This window comes from Bradyrhizobium sp. B039, assembly GCF_038965675.1.
GTDB lineage: Bacteria > Pseudomonadota > Alphaproteobacteria > Rhizobiales > Xanthobacteraceae > Bradyrhizobium > Bradyrhizobium diazoefficiens.
In genome coordinates, this window is record NZ_CP152416.1 from 7,578,615 (window position 1) to 7,596,149 (window position 17,535).

10 protein-coding genes and 7 pseudogenes are annotated in these 17,535 nt (G+C 59.9%); 4 read left to right on the forward strand and 13 right to left on the reverse strand.

The features are described 5' to 3' along the window. Window positions 1-4: 4 nt before the first annotated feature. On the reverse strand, window positions 5-1,069 hold the full coding sequence (locus AAFG50_RS35850) for an IS630-like element ISRj1 family transposase (protein ID WP_253574549.1): 1,065 nt from the start codon (window positions 1,067-1,069) through the stop codon (window positions 5-7). Window positions 1,070-3,382: 2,313 nt separating this feature from the next. Here AAFG50_RS35850 and AAFG50_RS35855 point away from each other — a divergent pair. The 3 genes and pseudogenes from AAFG50_RS35855 to AAFG50_RS35865 form a co-directional block, all read left to right on the forward strand. Continuing rightward, window positions 3,383-4,042 (forward strand): annotated as a pseudogene (locus AAFG50_RS35855) (IS6 family transposase). Window positions 4,043-4,291: 249 nt separating this feature from the next. Then, window positions 4,292-4,879, forward strand: coding sequence for a GNAT family N-acetyltransferase (locus tag AAFG50_RS35860; protein ID WP_018648286.1), 588 nt, complete (start codon window positions 4,292-4,294; stop codon window positions 4,877-4,879). 286 nt (window positions 4,880-5,165) lie between these two features. Further along, window positions 5,166-5,348: pseudogene (locus AAFG50_RS35865) on the forward strand (IS6 family transposase); the annotation flags it as partial. 235 nt (window positions 5,349-5,583) lie between these two features. On the opposite strand, the gene AAFG50_RS35870 reads toward AAFG50_RS35865, so the two are convergent. From AAFG50_RS35870 to AAFG50_RS35900, 7 genes and pseudogenes are all read right to left on the reverse strand, one after another. After that, window positions 5,584-5,754 carry a hypothetical protein gene (locus AAFG50_RS35870; protein ID WP_018648285.1) on the reverse strand — a complete coding sequence of 57 codons (171 nt, stop codon included), beginning with the start codon at window positions 5,752-5,754 and terminating at the stop codon, window positions 5,584-5,586. 56 nt (window positions 5,755-5,810) lie between these two features. After that, the gene (locus AAFG50_RS35875; RefSeq protein WP_028176053.1) at window positions 5,811-7,556 is read right to left on the reverse strand and encodes an NEL-type E3 ubiquitin ligase domain-containing protein; all 1,746 of its coding nucleotides are present in this window, start codon (window positions 7,554-7,556) and stop codon (window positions 5,811-5,813) included. Window positions 7,557-7,973: 417 nt separating this feature from the next. Then, window positions 7,974-8,542 (reverse strand): annotated as a pseudogene (locus AAFG50_RS35880) (transposase); the annotation flags it as partial. A 229-nt stretch (window positions 8,543-8,771) separates the two neighbouring features. Further along, the gene (locus AAFG50_RS35885) at window positions 8,772-8,996 is read right to left on the reverse strand and encodes an SbmA/BacA-like family transporter (RefSeq protein WP_026312870.1); all 225 of its coding nucleotides are present in this window, start codon (window positions 8,994-8,996) and stop codon (window positions 8,772-8,774) included. Next, window positions 8,996-9,310, reverse strand: a complete 315-nt coding sequence (locus tag AAFG50_RS35890) for an SbmA/BacA-like family transporter (RefSeq protein WP_231088524.1) — start codon at window positions 9,308-9,310, stop codon at window positions 8,996-8,998. Before AAFG50_RS35890 ends, AAFG50_RS35885 begins: the two co-directional genes overlap by 1 nt. 177 nt (window positions 9,311-9,487) lie before the next feature. Beyond that, window positions 9,488-9,973 (reverse strand): annotated as a pseudogene (locus tag AAFG50_RS35895) (DDE-type integrase/transposase/recombinase); the annotation flags it as partial. Window positions 9,974-11,231: 1,258 nt separating this feature from the next. Continuing rightward, complete coding sequence (locus AAFG50_RS35900; protein WP_011084703.1) at window positions 11,232-12,743, reverse strand: ISNCY-like element ISBj12 family transposase; 1,512 nt, start codon at window positions 12,741-12,743, stop codon at window positions 11,232-11,234. 208 nt (window positions 12,744-12,951) lie between these two features. Between AAFG50_RS35900 and AAFG50_RS35905 the strand changes: the two genes are divergently transcribed. Then, window positions 12,952-13,158, forward strand: a complete 207-nt coding sequence (locus AAFG50_RS35905; RefSeq protein ID WP_223153709.1) for a hypothetical protein — start codon at window positions 12,952-12,954, stop codon at window positions 13,156-13,158. A gap of 20 nt (window positions 13,159-13,178) precedes the next feature. On the opposite strand, the pseudogene AAFG50_RS35910 reads toward AAFG50_RS35905, so the two are convergent. The 5 genes and pseudogenes from AAFG50_RS35910 to AAFG50_RS35930 form a co-directional block, all read right to left on the reverse strand. Next, a pseudogene (locus AAFG50_RS35910) lies at window positions 13,179-13,678 on the reverse strand (IS66 family transposase zinc-finger binding domain-containing protein); the annotation flags it as partial. A gap of 113 nt (window positions 13,679-13,791) precedes the next feature. Next, window positions 13,792-14,479: pseudogene (locus AAFG50_RS35915) on the reverse strand (IS3 family transposase); the annotation flags it as partial. Then, window positions 14,480-15,313 (reverse strand): annotated as a pseudogene (locus AAFG50_RS35920) (transposase); the annotation flags it as partial. A gap of 83 nt (window positions 15,314-15,396) precedes the next feature. After that, window positions 15,397-15,975 (reverse strand): omptin family outer membrane protease, encoded by a 579-nt coding sequence (locus AAFG50_RS35925; protein ID WP_257787581.1) that lies wholly within the window; start codon window positions 15,973-15,975, stop codon window positions 15,397-15,399. A 9-nt stretch (window positions 15,976-15,984) separates the two neighbouring features. After that, a complete protein-coding gene (locus AAFG50_RS35930) occupies window positions 15,985-17,091 on the reverse strand; it encodes an outer membrane beta-barrel protein (protein ID WP_231166585.1) in 1,107 nt (368 codons plus the stop codon). Window positions 17,092-17,535: the final 444 nt, after the last annotated feature.

Sequence of the window (17,535 nt, forward strand, 5' to 3'; positions counted from 1 at the left end):
GGAATCAGAGCTGAGTGATACGGCGGCCTTTGAAACGGCGTTGACGGACCTTTTTCTTGGTCCAGACGAAGGGCTCGGCTCTGTCGTTGTATGCGTTGACGTAGGCATCGATGTGTTCCTGAAGCTGCTTGAGGCTCGTGAAGGAGGTGCCGCTGAGCGACTGCCCCTGCAAGATGGAAAACCATACTTCGACCTGATTGAGCCATGACGCACTTGTCGGCGTGAAATGAAATTGCACGTTGGGGTGGGCCTTGAGCCAGTCCTCGTTCTTTTTATGGGTGTTGAGGTTGTCGAGGATGTCGTGAAGCTTGCGGTTCGGAAAAGCCGCGGTGACGCTGTTCATGAAATCGAGAAACTCGACGCGGCGCCGGCGTTTTGAATGGGTCGCGATGATCTTTCCGGTGGCGACTTCGAGCGCCGCAAACAATGTTGTGGTGCCATGCCGCTTGTAATCGTGGCTTTGGCCGGTTAAGGCGCGGCCATTGGGCAACTTCAGATAACCCTGCGCTCGCTCCAAAGCCTGGATCGAGGGCTTCTCGTCCACGCACAGCACAATGGCCTTCGCCGGCGGCGCGACATAGAGGCCGACAACATCGGCGGCTTTGGCCGTAAAGTTCGGGTCGTTGCTCTCGCACCAGGACTTGCGAGCCACCAGGTCAATCTTGTGGCTGCGCAGGAACCGCCAGACATATTGGACATCGACATCGCCCAGCGCCTCGGCCAGCAGGGGGCCGGTCCAGCGCGCAAACCCTTGCGGTGGCGGCTTATCCAGCAGCTTCAGAATCCGCTTGTCGGTCGTCTTCGTATAGATCGGCTGCTTGCCAGGCCGCGGCTTGTCTTGCAGCCCTTCAAGGCCATGGTCGGCATAGCGATGCCGCCAAAGGCTGACAATCCGCGGCTGGACCCCAACTTCCTTGGCGATCGACCGGGTGCTGCGCCCATCCGCCGCCAACAGAACTATCCGCGCCCGCTTCAAATCGCGCTGCAACGTCACCGGTGAGCGACAGCACGCCTCAAGCACCTTGCGATCTTTCCTCGAAAGGTGGACTTCTCTTGCTTCGGGTATCATCCCGACCTTGAATCACGACTCACGTTCCAAGAAAAGTGGGTACTAGTGAACTCAATCGATACGGCCCTCATCAGAAGTTCCTTCACCCCGATGTTATGGGGCATCACATGCTAACCGATGTCCGCCCTGCACTGAGCCCTGATGCCACATTCATGCCAAAGGCCCCTGTTGTTTGCGGACGCTTGTCACTTGCGTTCGCCAAACGACGTCCGGGTATAAACCCCTTGCTGAGCAGATCGACAATCTCGATGTCCTAAGAACAAATGGCCGTCGGCATCACGTCTGATAAGTCCGACCGCTGAGGGCGGAGACGCCAAGCCAACGCGACCTTATTGCTTGAAGCCTAGTTTCATGTTGCCTCAGAGTAAGCTGACGACCACGGCGCTCGTGGCGACACGCGAGAAGGCAACCTTCAGCACCCCCCCTGGAAAAGCGATCCGAGATGTTCGTCCGCGAACCAAGCAAGGGACGTGTCGATGAAAATCGCAGCTGCTCTGCGTCTTCTACGAATGTTTGTAGCGTCGGAAGTCAGACATTGTTTCAGAGCTGACAATCGACTCTGTTAAAGTTCTGACAACACGCTGCGCAAGAAGGGGTGGCATCCCGGTCCATAGTCCAAATATTGTCATCAGAACTTTAGCGATGATCAGAGCTACAGCTGTGATGCAACGGGCAGCGTGACCGTTTCCGTATATGGTAAGAACGACCGGAGCGCAGGGGACTGCGCTCCCATTTTCATGGGGCATCTTTTTCCAAGGCACCACGTCAGGAGTGTATTGTCGCTCTGTCAGTGGCGAGAACACTTCCGCTGGTTCTGGCGACAGCGACGTTCGGCGCCGGTGCGCTCGTATCCATAACCGACGCTACATTGAACGCGCGCCGAACCAGACGGCCGCAGACCGCAGCATTTCTCACCTGAGCGTAGGCACGGATCGCACAGCTGTCCCTGTGCTGCGGTCTATGGTGGCAAAGAAAGAAGGAGCAGACTGCAATCAATCCTACCGGGACGCGACATTTCCCCTCCTCATTTAAGGACAGCGGCAGTCCATCTACCATCTGTGAAATCAATCGTCCGCTCGACCGCGAGCCCCCCGGCTCCCTTGTGCGGAGAGCTCGCTCTATTTTTCGACATCGGGTATTCGACAATACCTGACACTACCGGAGCGCCGTCGCTTCCGTCGCGCGGCACAAGGGCTCGATCCTGCACGCCGACTTTCCTATACGGTGCTATTGCAAAGTGGCGGCCGTGTCTCAGAGGTTCTGGCGCTCACAGCTGCTGCTGTTGAACTGAAAAGCGGAAGCGTAGCGCTTCTGACCCTCAAGCGTCGAAAGAGTGACGTGGTACGACAAATTTCCCTACCGCTGAAACCCGGCCGAGGCGCGAATGGAGTTTCCGGAGTTGGCTGAGGTGTGGGCCACGATCTTTCCTGCCGTAGAGAAGGCGGCGGAGGAAGCGGAGCGAAAGTTGCGCGATTTCGTCGCTCAAGTCGGGTAGTAGAAATTTGCGGCGCTCACGCGCCGCCGAATTTTCAGACCGGGATGCCGAGCTTCTTCGCCTTGTCGCCCAGATTGTCCTGAATTCCCGCGCCCGGGACATGCATCACGCCAATCGGCAGCTCGTTGAGCATCGATTTCCGTTGTCAGGGTTGCAACGGCGTCAGTCGATGCCTCCGCGTCAGCCCTTCCAGCGATCTCTCCAGGTCGTCCCGACGCATCAGGACGGCGGCGTCCGTATCATTTACGGTTCGGTCGAGCTCTTGAGTTCGTGTTCGTAGCGCTCTGGACACAGCCGGGTCGGTGGCAATCAGCGGGAACACCTGCCCCTGCGACCGGGCGATATCCTGACAGGCCATATTGAAGGCCCCTTCGGCTGAAGCGCGGCGATTCTTCGCGGCCTCCATTCCCGCGGCAGCTTCCTCGCAGCGAGCGCTCGCCGACTGGAACGCGCCAGCAGCAGCGGATTTCGCCTCCCACGCCTTGGCGAGGGTTTCGTGGGCCGTTCGACGACCTTCGTTAATCCGGGTCCGGTGACTCGCGGTCGCCCCACCGTCAAGAAGTTCAGCTCAGGCGAACGCTTCTCTACCAGTCGACGTTGTTTGGGTTGGGCCGCGCTCTGCGTCGATTTGCGACCGTGAATGCTCAAACGAGATGGCCGCGACCGCGCCGTCCGGCTCCGTTGCAGCGTCATTTCGAGCTCACCAGCCCGCTCACGCAGTGCACCGTACTTTTGCGCAACCGCTGAAAGTCTGTCGGCGCAGCCCACCGGGGCGGCGTCAATATGCCGTTTGGTTGTAGTTCCCGTTTCCCTTAAGCTTGCGCATAGTCGAGGAAATGCTGGAGGCGCGTGGCACTGTTGACCTATGAAGCCGTGCGCCAGTGGGGACCGAAATTCGGCAAGGCGTTCTCCGATCGGTCCGCGAGCGCGCTCCCGCTCGCGGTGACAAATGGCATCTGGACGAGATCGTTATCTCGATCGCGGGCGAACAACATTAGCTCTGGCGCGCTGTCGACCAGAATGGCTTCGTTCTCGACGTCTTGATCCAGCGCGGAAGAGACTCGCGCGCTGCGCAGCGGCTCAGGAAGAAGCTCTTGAAATCCGCCGGCACGCCGCCGCGCGTGATGATCACGGACAAGCTTCGTTCGTACGGCGCTGCGAGGGCAAAGACGGGCCTTTGGGTCGAACATCGCCAGCACAAAGTTCTCAACAATCGGGCCGAGAATTCTCATCAGCCGACGCGACGACGCGAGCGGATCATGATGCGTTTCAACTCCTCCAGGCCCACCGATTTCTGTCAGTTCACGATCAGGTCTCGAACCTTTTCCACATCCCCTATCCCGGAGCCCTGACTGCCGACTTCCGTCGTGCTTGGCACGAGCGAGCCTTTGCGACTTGGCGCGAGATCTCCATGACAAGCGCTATCGCCGAATCTCGAACCTTTGAGAAGCGCCTCCTTCAGCTCAGCGGTCGGTTAAGTTGACGATGCCGTCGCTCGACATTCAGTATGGCACAGGGATTGCAGTGATGAAAAAGCGCTCCGGAAGCTGAGCACGGCGAGCCGGTGCCGGGCGATGGATCTATTCTGAGTCGTTACGGAACATGACCATCAGCGGGCAGAACCCAGGTGCAGCCGGTCGATATCAGGAATCTGGTGATCGGCCACGTCTTCTTTATGTCGTGCCACGTAACTCTGACAGGTAGACAGAAAATTTGGAACCCACATTATGCCGGCGGAGTCGGATATCAAATGTGCGAATGCAAACATTCGAACAAGCACCGTCTGGACAATTGTGCTCGGCTTTGCCGCCGATCCATTGATGCGGTGGAGTTGGCCTGACGCAGGCCAATATCTTCGGAGCATGCCTCGGTTCGTTAACGCCTCTGGTGGACCAGCATTCGAGCACGGCACAGCATACGTCACGGAAGGGATCCGCGCCGCAGCCCTGTGGCTGCCGCCTGGCGTGCAGCAAGACGAGTCCGCGTTAGACGAAATAATGGCGCTGTCCCTGAACCCGGCGATCACCGAAGATATGGCGCTCCTGCGGCAGGAAATGGCCGAACATCATCCGTCCGAGCCGCATTGGTACCTGCCTCTCATCGCGGCCGATCCGAACTGGGTCGGACAAGGACTTGGCACATTGTTGATGAAATACGCTCTTCAACGATGCGATGAGCAGGGCATTACCGCCTATCTGGAAAGCTCGAATCCCGATCACATCCCCTTTTATCAAAGCCACGGCTTCGAGGTCATTGGCAAAATACAACATGGTTCTTCGCCGCCGCTCACGCCAATGTTGCGAGCAGCCAAATAAAGCGAAATTCAAAGCCTGTGTTCGCATTGGCTCACGAGGGCCACCTTTCAGCACTGCTTACGTATTGTCTGCGGCGGCGCTGATTATTTCGCCAGCAAGTATTGGGGCGACTCGGGCTCGCGGCGATGCTCCATGATGTCGGGAAGCTACCATTCCGCTGACGCTGTTCGACAAGCCGGGCCGTCTAAATGAGGAAGACAGCAGACTGATCGAGACACATCTGGTCGACGGCTTCGGAAGACTCTGGATGGCGTTAAGTTAACGAATTGGAGCCGCCGAGGGGGTGGTGACGACCAGCACGCCGACCGCCCGGACCCCTCTTTATCGCCGCCATCGCTTCCCACCGGAAGTAATCAGCTATGCCGCTTGGTTGTATTTCCGGCTTCCTCTCAAGCTTGCGCATGGTCGAGGACGTGCTGAAGTGCTGGCGGCGCGTGGCATTGGCGTGACCTATGAAATCGTGCGCCAGTAAGACGAAAACTTCGGCAATGCGTTCTCCGATGGATCCGCTCGCGCGCTCCCGCTCGTTCAAACGACTGAGAGCATGCACTTGACCGACCGCGACAATCGCGATGATCAAAGCCGGTTGTTGACGCGTCGATTTCGCTCGCCCGAGGACGAGTACGAAGCAAAGGCGGCGCGCGGTCACGACAGAATTCCGGCGGAGCATTCCGCAGCCCGGTAGAAGGCCCGGGCATCCCGTCTTACAAGGAATCGGCAATGAGGCTGCGCGCCGACCATTTCATGCTGCCGCACACCGTGCGATCTTCACGGCGGTAGATGCGTGCTGCCTCAACGGGCCGCGCCTCAGCCTCCTCGCTCGAGCGCCAATCGGCAATCGTCAGCTCAAAGATGATGTCGATTGCAGGATCCATCTTGAGGCAGCGCCACAGAGCAACGAAGAATATCCCCGCGGGACTGTTGGGAAGTCTTATTGTTCTAGGCCGCGCTCTGCGAGCAGCCGGTGCATGACCTCGCCTTTGATCTCGCCTGCGATTTGGTTTCGGACTTGGGCTCCGAGCACCCGCTCGGCATCGACGTCGCCCACCAGACCATGTTCGGCCAGTCGCTGATCCAGACGGCTTTGGAACTCTTCGCCCATGGCTTCGACGAGCCGGTCTTGCATCGCTGCATGTTCGTCTGGAGCGATGCGCCTCAGCACCGTCTCCCAGGGTTGCCAGCGGCTTGCCATGAAGTCGGTGAACTGGCTTGCTTCCCGCTCCCGGACCAGGTCGAGCGCCTCCGTCGCATCATCCTCGCTTACGTGAGAGACCGCCAGGAAGCGCATGTCAGGGGCGACGTGACTGAGCTCCAGCGGCTCGCGCAGCCGATGTTGATAGGCCAGGTAGACTTCGATGTCGTCTACGTTCGGGTTGCCGCTGGCGAGCGAGTTGATCCTGTCGCGCGCGATCTCGTCCAACGCCTCCAAGCGGAAGGCGACACGGCCGCGCTGGATCAGATCGCCAAGCCGATCGTCATATACCCCGTCCTCGACGTCAGCGTTGAGGCGCGCGGTCTGCATACCATTCCAGTGCAAGGTGACACGATCCTCGCAGCTCGCGTTGGCCTCGGACGCCTGCGCAAAGAACTGCTCGCGCAATGTCGGATTGGCGGCCGCCTGCTGCAGATCATCAGCCACTGCCTGCCGAAACTCGTCATTGCCGTAGTTCACGGTCTCTCGTAGCCTCTCCAGGAACTGCGCGTAGTCCTGGGCGCCTGGCTCATCCGCAAAGTGCTGCCATTTGGCCAGCGTCGCCGGGTCGTCTGCGAGCCATTGCGCGGCAGCCTCATATAGAGATTGCTGCGCAAGCTGCGGTGGCGCTCCAGCCGTCGCCAGATTAGCGAGGACGTCGTCCGGCAGCGGGTTATCCCCGAACTCGAGGTTCTCCAAATGCGGGTAGCTGAGACTAAGATTCGGTACACGCCCCTCAAGAAGATCCTCAGGCAGGCTGGTCAGCCGGTTACCGCTGAGATTGAGCGATTGGAGGGTGCTCGGAAGGGGGGCGGGGAGGTCGGCCAATTGATTGCTGCTGACATCGAGTTCAATGAGCCCCGATGGGAGGTAGTCGGGGAGGTCGGTCAGCTGATTGCCACTAACCGCGAGCGAGGTGAGCCTGCTCGGGAGAGCGTCCGGCAGGCTAGTTAGTCGGTTGTCGCTTGCGTTCAGGATCTCGAGCCCAGCCGGAAGGTTGGCCGGCAGACTGGTCAAGCTGTTATCGGCCACCTCCAGCCGAGAGAGGGTCGCCGGAAGAGCGTCCGGCAAACTGATCAACCGGTTATGGCTAATGAGAAGATGCTGAAGACCGGGTGGGAAGCTAGCGGGCAGGCTGCTTAGCTCGTTGTGCCTGGCGCGCAGTTCCAGCAATCTTGGCGGCAGGGCGGCGGGCAAAGCGGTCAGGGAGAGGGAGGACAAATCCAGCGAGTGCGAGCCAGTGTTGTCCGCCCCCCTAATTCGTGCGCGTCCCTGTCGCCGATTCTCGGCTTCGCCCTGCCCCTCTTCGGCCGCCCAGTTGTCCAGCAACTGCGCGCGCGCGGAGGCCGGGGTCCGATATCCTGTCATGGCTTCGAGCAAATCCGCCACGGCTCGGCTGAAGCCGCTGAGGTAACTTTCCTGCTCCCCCTCTTCAGAAGCGGCCGAGGAAGAACCTGCACTCCACTGAGCCTGTCCTGTGTTCATCAATATCTCCATCGCCAAAACAAGAATACCCCCGCTCCTCAAGGTCGCGAAGCAGGCCGGGTGTCATGATCATTGTTCACACGAGCCCAAACGCGCAAATGGATCGATACTGCTGCGAGGCTTCCTGCCATTTCGTTGACCAGATAAGTCCCGGAGGGCCGTCAACGTGGCAGCGTTCTGCCCTTAGCAGGCCTACCTGTCGATAAGCTGACGAATGTCGCTGCAGAACCCCGGGTCGCCGGTTGCCAGCGGTGACCGAAGCAAGCCCGGTTTGAGGTTGAACCGGTCAAGCTTCGCAAAGACCAGCTTGGCCCCCATTGCCTTGGCATGGGCACCGCCAGCGCTTACGCGTTCGGAGCGTCTGCCACTCTTCGTTGCCACGTACTCGGTCGAAGGGTAAGCGGCAAGCTGCGGCCGTCAGGCGGCGTGGTTCCATGGCATAAGCGCGTCGATTTCGCCGCTCGGCCAGCCGTTGGCGATACGCTGAGGCGTTAGGCTGAGCCAGGCGCACGGATCGACGTTATTCATCTTTGCTGTCTGCAGCAGTGTTGCGATGGTTCGCCCAGGTTCGTCCGCCGCCGTCGCTACCGGCAAAGAGGCTATTCTTTCTCGTAATTGTTTGTGGTCAGATGGCGCGTTCAACGATGTTGGAGTCGAGCTCGATGCGAACCATCAGTCTGGAAGCGTTCGAAGATGGCACGGCGCGAGACGGCATAGCGGATTGCCTCAGCCAGTTTTGATTTTCCGGAAATCCGCCGCAATGTCTGCTGCCAGAGATCGAAGAGATCTGCGACGACCGCTGTGGAGGCTTGCTGGCGCGCGGCAACGCCTACGTCGGGGCTTTGACCGCGTATGGTCTTCTCGACCTGCCAGAGCTTCGCCATCCGCTCGACCGTCGCCGTTGCCACTTTCAAGCTTCCTGCAACATGCAGCTCATAGAACTTGCGCCGGCTGTGTGACCAGCAGCCAGCCAAGGTGACGCCATCTCTCTTGCGTGAACAACGGACGTATCCATTTCTTGATCTCTGGAAGCGACGCCGCCCACAACGCAAGCGTCTCCTCGATCGACGCTGCTGGCGTCCACGACCTCCGAATCATGGTGTCCATAGATTCAGACATCTCCTAAAAAGGCAACTGTAATGCTAGGATTACCCCTAGGACCTGCAGCGCTCGCGTCCGTCAAACAAGGCGGCCTCAATGGAGGGATACCTTCCATCAGCTGGATGGCTGGATCATCCGAAGGCTCTGGTCGCGCCGCGGAAGCGGTGGCGGAACGCAGCCTGGAAGGAATATCCGACCGCTCGCAAAGCGCATGGGGTCCTGCTGAACGCGCTGCGAGGCGCCTTCGATGGCGCGCAGCCGCGGCCAGCTTGCAACATAGATATCGTTCATCGCCGTCCGCCAGCGGAAGATGTAGTGACTGACGAAGAAACGCGTCATCACACCGACACGACCGCAACAAGAGCAATGCCGGCAAAAGTCGACAACTCGCTGTAGAACTGCTGGACCATCACTTGCGCCGATTTCGAAAGCGCGGCCTGGACAAGGTCATAGAATGGCCCATACCAGCTGTTGATGGCGACGCTGACCTGGACCTGAAAGTAGGAGGTGAACAGTATTAGCGCGGAGCCAAGAATCGACCACGTCGCCCAGGGGTGCGGCGCAACCAACATCCAGCCAGCCGCAAATATCGCGGCGCACGCGGCGAAATAGAGGTCGAACCAGAGAGCCGGCGCCGACGAGAACGTCGCCAACCCGACCTGCCTTTTGCGGCGCTTCGAACAGATTGCTCGCGAAGCCATACCAGACCAGCATCGTCAGTGCGGTCCAAACGATCGCCGAGAGAAAGAACAGCTTGGGTCGGGGGAAAAACGAGAGGTCCGAGCATCTGTGGCCTCTTGGATTACAGGAGACCGTCGGGCATCGTCAACTTAATCGACCGCCGAGCCGAAGGAGGCGCTTCTCAGTTCGAGATTCGGCTTGTCGCGGAGATTTCGCGCCAAGTCGCAAAGGCTCGCTCGCGCGAAGCACGACGGAAGTCGGCGGTGACGGCTCCGGGATAGGGGATGTGGAAAAGGTTCGCGACCTGATTGATCGTGAACTGACAGAAACCGTTGAGCCTGATCGGACGATTTGAAACCCTTCATGATCGGCTTGCGTCGCCGCGTCGGCTGATGAGAAATCTCGGCCCGATTGTTAAGAGCTTTGTGCTGGCGATGTTCGACGTGAAAGCCCATCTTCGCCCTCACAGGGCCGTACGAACGGAGCTTGTCCGTGATCATCACGCGCGGCGGCGTGCCGGCGTATTTCAACAGCTTCTTCATGAGCCGCTGCGCAGCGCGTTCGGCGCTGGATCAAGACGTCGAGAACGAAGCCATTTTCTGGTCGACAGCGCGCCAAAGCCAAGTTGTTTGCCCGCGATCGAGAAGGCGCTGCTGCAAAACTACGGGGTGACCACCTGAGGGCCGTGTCCGAGATCGGCCCAGAAGGCCAGCGCCAGCCCGATTTAGCCGGACGGTGGGTATGGGTCCTGGCCATATGTCCACTCGTGTCTGAACCTGTGGTCATGGCCCTGAACTAGAACCTGAGCGTCGCGTCCTACCTTTCCCTCCTTGTGGGCAGCGTCGACCGCGACGCGGATCGCCTCTTCCTCAGTGGCGTAGGGGCCGGAGTACTCGCAATTGAGCGCAACCATCCACTGGCCTTTATGGCGCGTGACGAAGTACTGAACGCTTGCCATAAGCTTGCTCCGGCATCGCCCCTGGGATCGATAAACGGGGTCGTACTCTGCAAATCTGCCGCGGTCGCCTCAACTACCGGATTTGGTGGGCTCCAAGGAGCAGCGCCTTGTAGGCTGGCCTGTTTGCTGTACCCGCGGAGACCAACTGCCGCGCCTTAGTTTCCCTTATTCACGAGAACCGGAACGTAGCAGCTTCAATCGTCGTAGATGTGGCCTAGCTGCTAGCAAGTCTCTCTTTCTCGTTGGAGTCGAAGGCTGGATTGATGGTTGAGTGCTGCGACCGTTTGCGTTTGATCGACAAATGAACCCTCCAAATAGAATGTCGTCATGGTCCAAACTCCCGGGAGACCAGCCGCACTCGATCGCATTTGTAAGAAAGCGCTCGTGCGGGTCCGACCTTGCCTCTTTTAGATCGTACGAGGCAATAAATTTGGCATCATGGTTGCTCCACTCCGCGGCGCACACGCGGACTTGGAGGCACGCGGACATGACTCGGCGCCGTCGGGAGTGAGAACCCGACGCTGTCCCTACCGCGCCCGCGCGGCCAGTGAAGTTGGCGGCGGTGACTCGGCGCTCACGCCTCCGGAAGCGCTTATCCCTACCACGCGCTGCAAACTTCGGTGGCCAGCCTTCGCCCTTGGATAAGCGAGACCGACCACCGCGGCCCCCCGAGAGGCTCAATTCCCAAGGGTGCTACCAAGCAGTATCGCTGAGAAGGACTGGAAGCACCTACCAGGATTGGTTGGTGCCGATCTAATGTGGCCTGTGCCGCGCGGCGAACAGGATGGAAGTGCGTATTGCCTCACATATCGATGCTCCCGGGCGCGATCAGTTGCCTCATTTATTTTGCTCCTGGCCTGAGTTGAGGAGGAGGCCGGGTGCGGAGATGGCCGGGGTTTCGGAGCGCCCGGCCTCCTCCGCTGGCACCTCGCACGTCATTGGGGTGTTGTGACCTCATGCCCTGGCGGCATTTTTTCTGAAGCAAACAGCAGCGCATTCGCTTGCTCGCTGCGCCAGGATTTCAACCGACGTTGAAGGGTTCGAAGAAGCTTGTTCGGATAGTCTCCAGGATATTCCACCTGCAGGCGCGAGAGCAGTTCGCTGCCGGTCCGCCAAGGCTCGGCTTCAAACCATTTTCTCAAATCTGACGTTGCCCGGATAAGCGGATCGGGACGACGCCGGCCCCTTTTAGCCTTCACGATTGGCCGATCCGTCGGGCGCGTGGCGCCGTCCTTCCAGGCCGTTCGCAGGCTTGCCAGGAAGCGATCAATCGATTGTGATGCCGCAGCAGGATGGGCGGATGGTTGGATATCCGCGAGCGCCGCGAGGCGCTCCTGCACGTCGCGGATGTCGCGCAACAACGTGACCGGATCGAGAGCGGTATAGATTTCCTGGAGATGGTGGCGGACCGCATCAGGCGTGCGGGCGTCCGCTGACAGGCGCTGGTGGGGTGTTGCCGGCGCGCTGTATGTCTTACGTACACGAGCACCGTCGCGCTGCTTGGCTAACAGTTTGAACGAAGGTTGGAAGAAGTTTACGAACAGCCGCGCTGACCGATAGAGTTCCGCCAGTAGCTTGGCCGCCTCCAGGCCTTCGAACCTACGATAGCCGACCATCCTGCGCACGACGGCGCCGTTCTTTTGCTCGACGAACGCCTGGTCATTCTTCCGGTAGGGACGGCAACGCGTGAAGACAATGTTGGCCGCCTCGCAGTAGGCCTTCAACGTCTCATTCATGAACACGGTGTCATTGTCCGTGTCGAAGCCGAGCAGCGCAAAAGGCAATTGCTTGCGCAATTCCGTCAGCACCGTGCTCACCAGCGTCTGTTCGCGCACGATCAGAGGTGCGCACTCTGTCCAGCCGGTAGCAATGTCGGTGAGCACGAGGGTCTGGATGAAGCTGCCGCGCGCAGATGGACCGCTATGCGCTACAAGGTCGGCCTCGACGAATCCCGGCGCCGGATCATTCCAATCTGCCGAAGTCCGTATTGGAATACTGCGACGCAGGGAATGCCCCGCGTGCCGCCGGCGCTTGCGACCCAATTTTTCTCGAACCCGCACCAAGGCGCGGTCGATCGTCGCAGCGCTCATCGCCAAAAGTTTGGTGCGAATCTCAGGGGCAAGGTCGAGGTGCCCGTACCGTTCCATCGCCTCAATCAGCGCGGGCATTAATGCTTTCAGTCGCTTCCCGCAGATGCGGTCTGACGCCTCCCAAAGCAGCACGAGTGCGGTGTGTTCTGCTTCATTATATATCCGACGTCGCGCCCGTCGGCCCGGATGTACGCCTTCCTGGTTTCGAAGTAGACGCATCGCATGCTTCCGATGGAATCCGGTGATGTCGACGAACTCGTCCAATATCCGCGCCTTCTTCGCGCGATCCGACCGCCGATAGCGCACGCCTGCCGCCGCCGTCAGTTCCTTCCGCGTTGCCATGCTTAGCCACCCCATCTCCGCCCCTCGCTCGTTCCCGGTCCAGGGGAGCAATTTACGTGAGGCAACGGCTTAGGATCCGGTAACAATTAAGGCGAGGCAATGCGCTCTTGCGCGCGACAATCATCGCGGCGATCATCATCGCGCCGCGACACTGACTCGCCATCCTGATCGCCGCGCTCTTCCGACCCAGATCGTCGCGCTATAGGCCTGGGGCAAATGCGCCATGGCGACTGAATTTGATACGATTTTTGATGTGATTGAGCGTCACCGCGAGCTTTCGGTGCAGCACGCCGCCGCGGTATCGGTATCCGCGAAACTTGTCGCAGGTCTCGAGTTTCATGCCGCCGACGCGATCAGCGAGGAAAGAAGGTTGGCTCTCGAGGACTATGCAGACGTGCTCACTCCAAGCCGACCACGCTTGCGGACGTGATCAGACTACCGGCTTGGCCGACGGTCGATGGCGATGCCGTGCGTCGCCAACATCTGCGCCTGGCGATAAAGCGGCAAATGCCAATGATACTTGGCATCGATCACATGCGCTGACCAGCCGCTCCGTGGGCAGTGTTCGGGCCCGGCATGCTGGAGGACGACGCCATGACAAGCGCGGCAGGCCAGTTTGGGCCGGCGAGTGACGATTACGCGATACTGCGCCGGTACGACGTCGAGCCTCTGGCTCTCATCGCTCCCAATTTCAAAAAGGACGCCTGCGCAGCACGGGCGGCAGGTTGCAGTGGGCATCAGGGTCTCGACGATGCGCGGCAAATACTCCGGCAGCTGACCGCGGTTGGCTCTGCGCTCGGCAGTTCGCTTCTCGCAGGTTCTTGGATTGGCGTGATCCTCGGCTGCTTCGAGAGCCGCGACGGCCTCTTCGATGCCCTCCAAAACAGGCTGTAGTTGATCAGCGTCCAGCTTTCCGACGATCGACCGAACTGCGCATCTTTCGCAAGCTTGCGCCACGCTTACGGCCTACTGGGTTAGCGCGATGTCGGATCGCGGCCAATCAAAAAGGCAACTGCAGCTAGTTCTTTTCACTTGAGCTGCTGCCGGTTTGATGGACACCCGGTTAAGCTAATCCCACCTTGCGCTCGAACGCAACCGGGCTGAGATAGCCGATGGTCGAGTGCCTGCGGGTCGTGTTGTAAAATCGTTCGATGTAGTCGAACACATCGGCGCGTGCCTCGTCTCTGGTTCGATAAATCTTGTTGGCCGTACGCTCGGTCTTGAGCGAGGAGAAGAGGCTCTCCATCGCCGCGTTGTCCCAGACGTTGCCGGAGCGGCTCATGCTGCAACGATGCCGTGGTCGGCCATCAGGCGCTGGAACTGCTCGCTGGTGTACTGGGACGCTCGGCGGCGAACTGCCGGTCAAGGAGGTTCGCCGGTACGGTCTCGAGCTGTCGATCGCCGTCATCCTTCGGCAAGCGCCGACGTCGCGGCCGCGCCCGCAAGCCTTGCAGGCGCATCAGCCGCTCAATCCGGTGCAGGCCGCAATCCGCCCCGTCGGCGAGCAGGTCACGCCACACCCGGCGTGCGCCATAGGTGCGGTCGCTGGCGACGAAGCTGGCCTTGACCTTGCCGCCGAGCTCCTGGTCGCTGCGGGATCTGGCGCTGGGAGAGCGGTTGAGCCAGGCATGGAAGCCCGACCGCGACACTCCCAGCGCATCGCATAGCCATGCCGCCGGCCAGATCGTCCGGTGCTTCGCGACGAAGGCGAACTTCATGTCGCTTCCTTCGCGAAGTAGGCTGCGGCCTTCCTAAGAAACAGCCGGATTGGCGTCCCCCGGAAGAGCCTGTAACACGAAGCCCAGTGATTTGGCTCGGCGCTGAAGGTTGGCGAGCACACGGCTGCGATATTGTCGCTCATATTGGTCTGCACCCGGATCTCTGTAGGGCATGCCGTGCCGCAGGGTGTTGTAGCATAGAACTGCGATCTTGCGGGCGGTCGCCGTCACCGCCTTTGATTTGCCTGCACGTGAGGATAGCCGGCGATAGAATGCGCCGAGCGCCGTATCGCTCCGTCCGACAGTAGTGGCCGCCAATCGCAACAGTGCGGCTGCCCGACTGGACGATCTTCGTGTGCGTGAAGACAGCACCTTGCCGCCGGAGATTTTGTTGCCCGGTGCAAGGCAGCGCCACGAGGTGAAGTGCTTGGCGCTCGGCCATGCCCTCAGATCCGTGCCGCACTCGCCGATGAGCTTCAGCGAGAGGGACGGACCTAACCCATGGATCTCAGTCAAATCGACGCCGAGCATTCCGTACAGCGCGGCCCTGACATCGAAGGTAGGTGTGTTGACCTGCTTGGTCTTAACGCGTGGCTTTGATAACTTTGCGCCCGCTTTTGCCCCTTTGTTGCTCAATACGGCGATCAAGGCTTCGAGCTTGCGGTCGCAGTCCAGCATCTTCGCCTGGTAAACGTCGTATAGTTCCAGCGATTGACGGAGGGCGAAGACATGTTCTTCCCGGTCGTTGCCCACCAGTGCCGCGCGGATTGTCTCGGTCGAAGAATGACAACGCACGTCCCGATAGGTTGCCAACACGTCGGGATTGCGCTCGCCTGCAACAACGGCTCGGATAATCCGCATGCCGGTCCAGGTGGCGCGGAGGTGGATGGTCACTACCAAAGCTTGAGGGGGCGTCGAAAGCCTGGCTCTTGGCTTTTGGTGCGATCTTTTCAATCGAGCTTATAGGAGGCCTGAAAGAACGTACCCCAGCGTTCCATGCTGTACTTCGCAAGCATGGTCGGTTCAACGCAGCCGCTGCTGCTGCACAATGAGTCGCTTCGGCTGTTGGTCCACATCGCCCAGTAGCGGCCACCGACGCCGACGCTGAAGTTCCTGGTGACGAAGTAGGACAAGACGCCTTCAACCTGGACGCCTCGGCCCCCATTGCTCCGTTGTTCATCAAACATGGTCGTCGGGCGCAAGAGATGATGGTCACGCCCCTTGAAATCGGTCCAGGGCAGGTAAGCGACGTCAGCGTTCAAACGCCAACGCTCGGTGAGCATGGTTTCGGCGCTTAGGCCGACACGAGCTGCATTCCACTGAGTATTCTGGCTGCCAACGACCTGGTCGTCGTCCGGCGCCAAGCATGGAGGTGGGGCAGCTATCTGTACACACCCCCTCGAGTCGGAGCTCTGTTCGTAATACGTCCAGCCGATAAAGCCGCCGACATTGTAGTTGGCGGCGCGGAGGAAATCATAACCTACGTCGGCCGTGTAGTAGGTGTACCTCCCGTTGGCCTGGCCTGATATCGTGTTGACCTAGGAGAGGTTCGGGGGGAGGCCCCAATCTTCGTCGTTCATGTGTCCTTTGTCGAAGCGCCCAAGGCCAATGTTGCCCTTCAGGAACACCCCCCACGGGCTGTCGAGATGGCCAAATAGCTCCCCGGAAAGTCCGTCAAGTCCGTGATAGGTGAGCCTCGATATTAGCATGCTGGGGTCTTCAAGGCCGCCGGAGGCCACTGCGCTGCGGTCCCATTGGAATCGACCCCGGCTGAGCCAGAGTCGCGATCCGCCTTCGAACGACCAACCGGCCGTGTAAGCAATCGGCGCCGCGCCGGCGGGCGCTTTTGCGTAGAGCGGCGCATCGGGCCAACGCACCACCCACGGGTCGGCGCCAAAATGGTAGTTCAACCCGATCTTTCCGATGTGATAGCTGCTGGAGAGGCTGGTTATGTTCGCCGGAAGAATGGCGAACGGCGGATTCTGCACCGTCGGAGGCGTTGCGACACTCGGCCCGCCGAAATGGAGATAGTCATACTCGACGTTGACCGACCATGCAGACGTAAGTGCTTGCTCGACGCCTAGCCCGATGACGCCACCGAGGCGACCATAGTCGAAATGGGTTTTCTCCTGTGGCGCGCCGCCTTCAAAGTTGTTGACGACGTCGCCTCGATTGTTTTGCCAAGCCACTCCTCCCTTAAGATAGGCCAACGTGCGGCCCAGCGCGCCAAACGCGTAACCGACGCGCCCAGTCCCGGTGGCAAAGACGTTGGGACCTGCCTTGCAGTTTGCACTCACGACAAAGCCGGAGGCGGCGAGGCAAGTATTCGTGCCGTCGGAGACAGCACCGCTGGCATCGAGTTCGACGCCGAACACCCAGCCATTCTTCTGCCAATTGTAGCCGACCTGGCCACCCGCGAGAAGCACTGGGGTATCGACGACATCGCCATAGATTGACGGACCGTAGGGATTGCTGAAGGAGGTTCGGCCGTAGCCGCCGCCGAGGTGCCCGCCAATATAGCCTCCCGACCAGTTCCACACCGCGGGCGGCAGTTTCACTTCTGGCTCAAGGTCTGCCGCGTTCGCTGCACCGTTTGCGACGAGCGCAATTGTCGTGGCTCCTAAAAGAAGAACTCCGGATCGCATCCAACACTTCCCTGTATTGTCTCGGCCCACGACCGAGCGCCCTTAAGTTATCGCCGCAGCAAACCGTCGGGGCGGACCAGACGCTAACAGCGACGCGCACCGAGTCCGCCCCCGAGGATCATCGCAAGCGATTGGTGGTGATGCCGCAAAGAGAGCAAGTCGCGTGCCGAAGTGAATTCGCAGGCTATGCAGGCACTTCGTCGCGGCGTGTGGCGCCAAGTTGCTCTCGATACCGACAAGGGCCACGTTACCCGAGAGTGGCCCGCTCGCGCGCTGAATGTGTACGCGCGGTGGCGCGTGCAGACCCGGCCCGTGTGATGTCAACAGGAAGCCCTCTGCGCTTCCCCGACTACGGCGCTGTGTCGCCGTTGATTTTAATTTCACCGAGTCCTACTGATGGGACTAGGGTCTGTACCTAAATAGCGCCACGTGATTCTCTTGCCT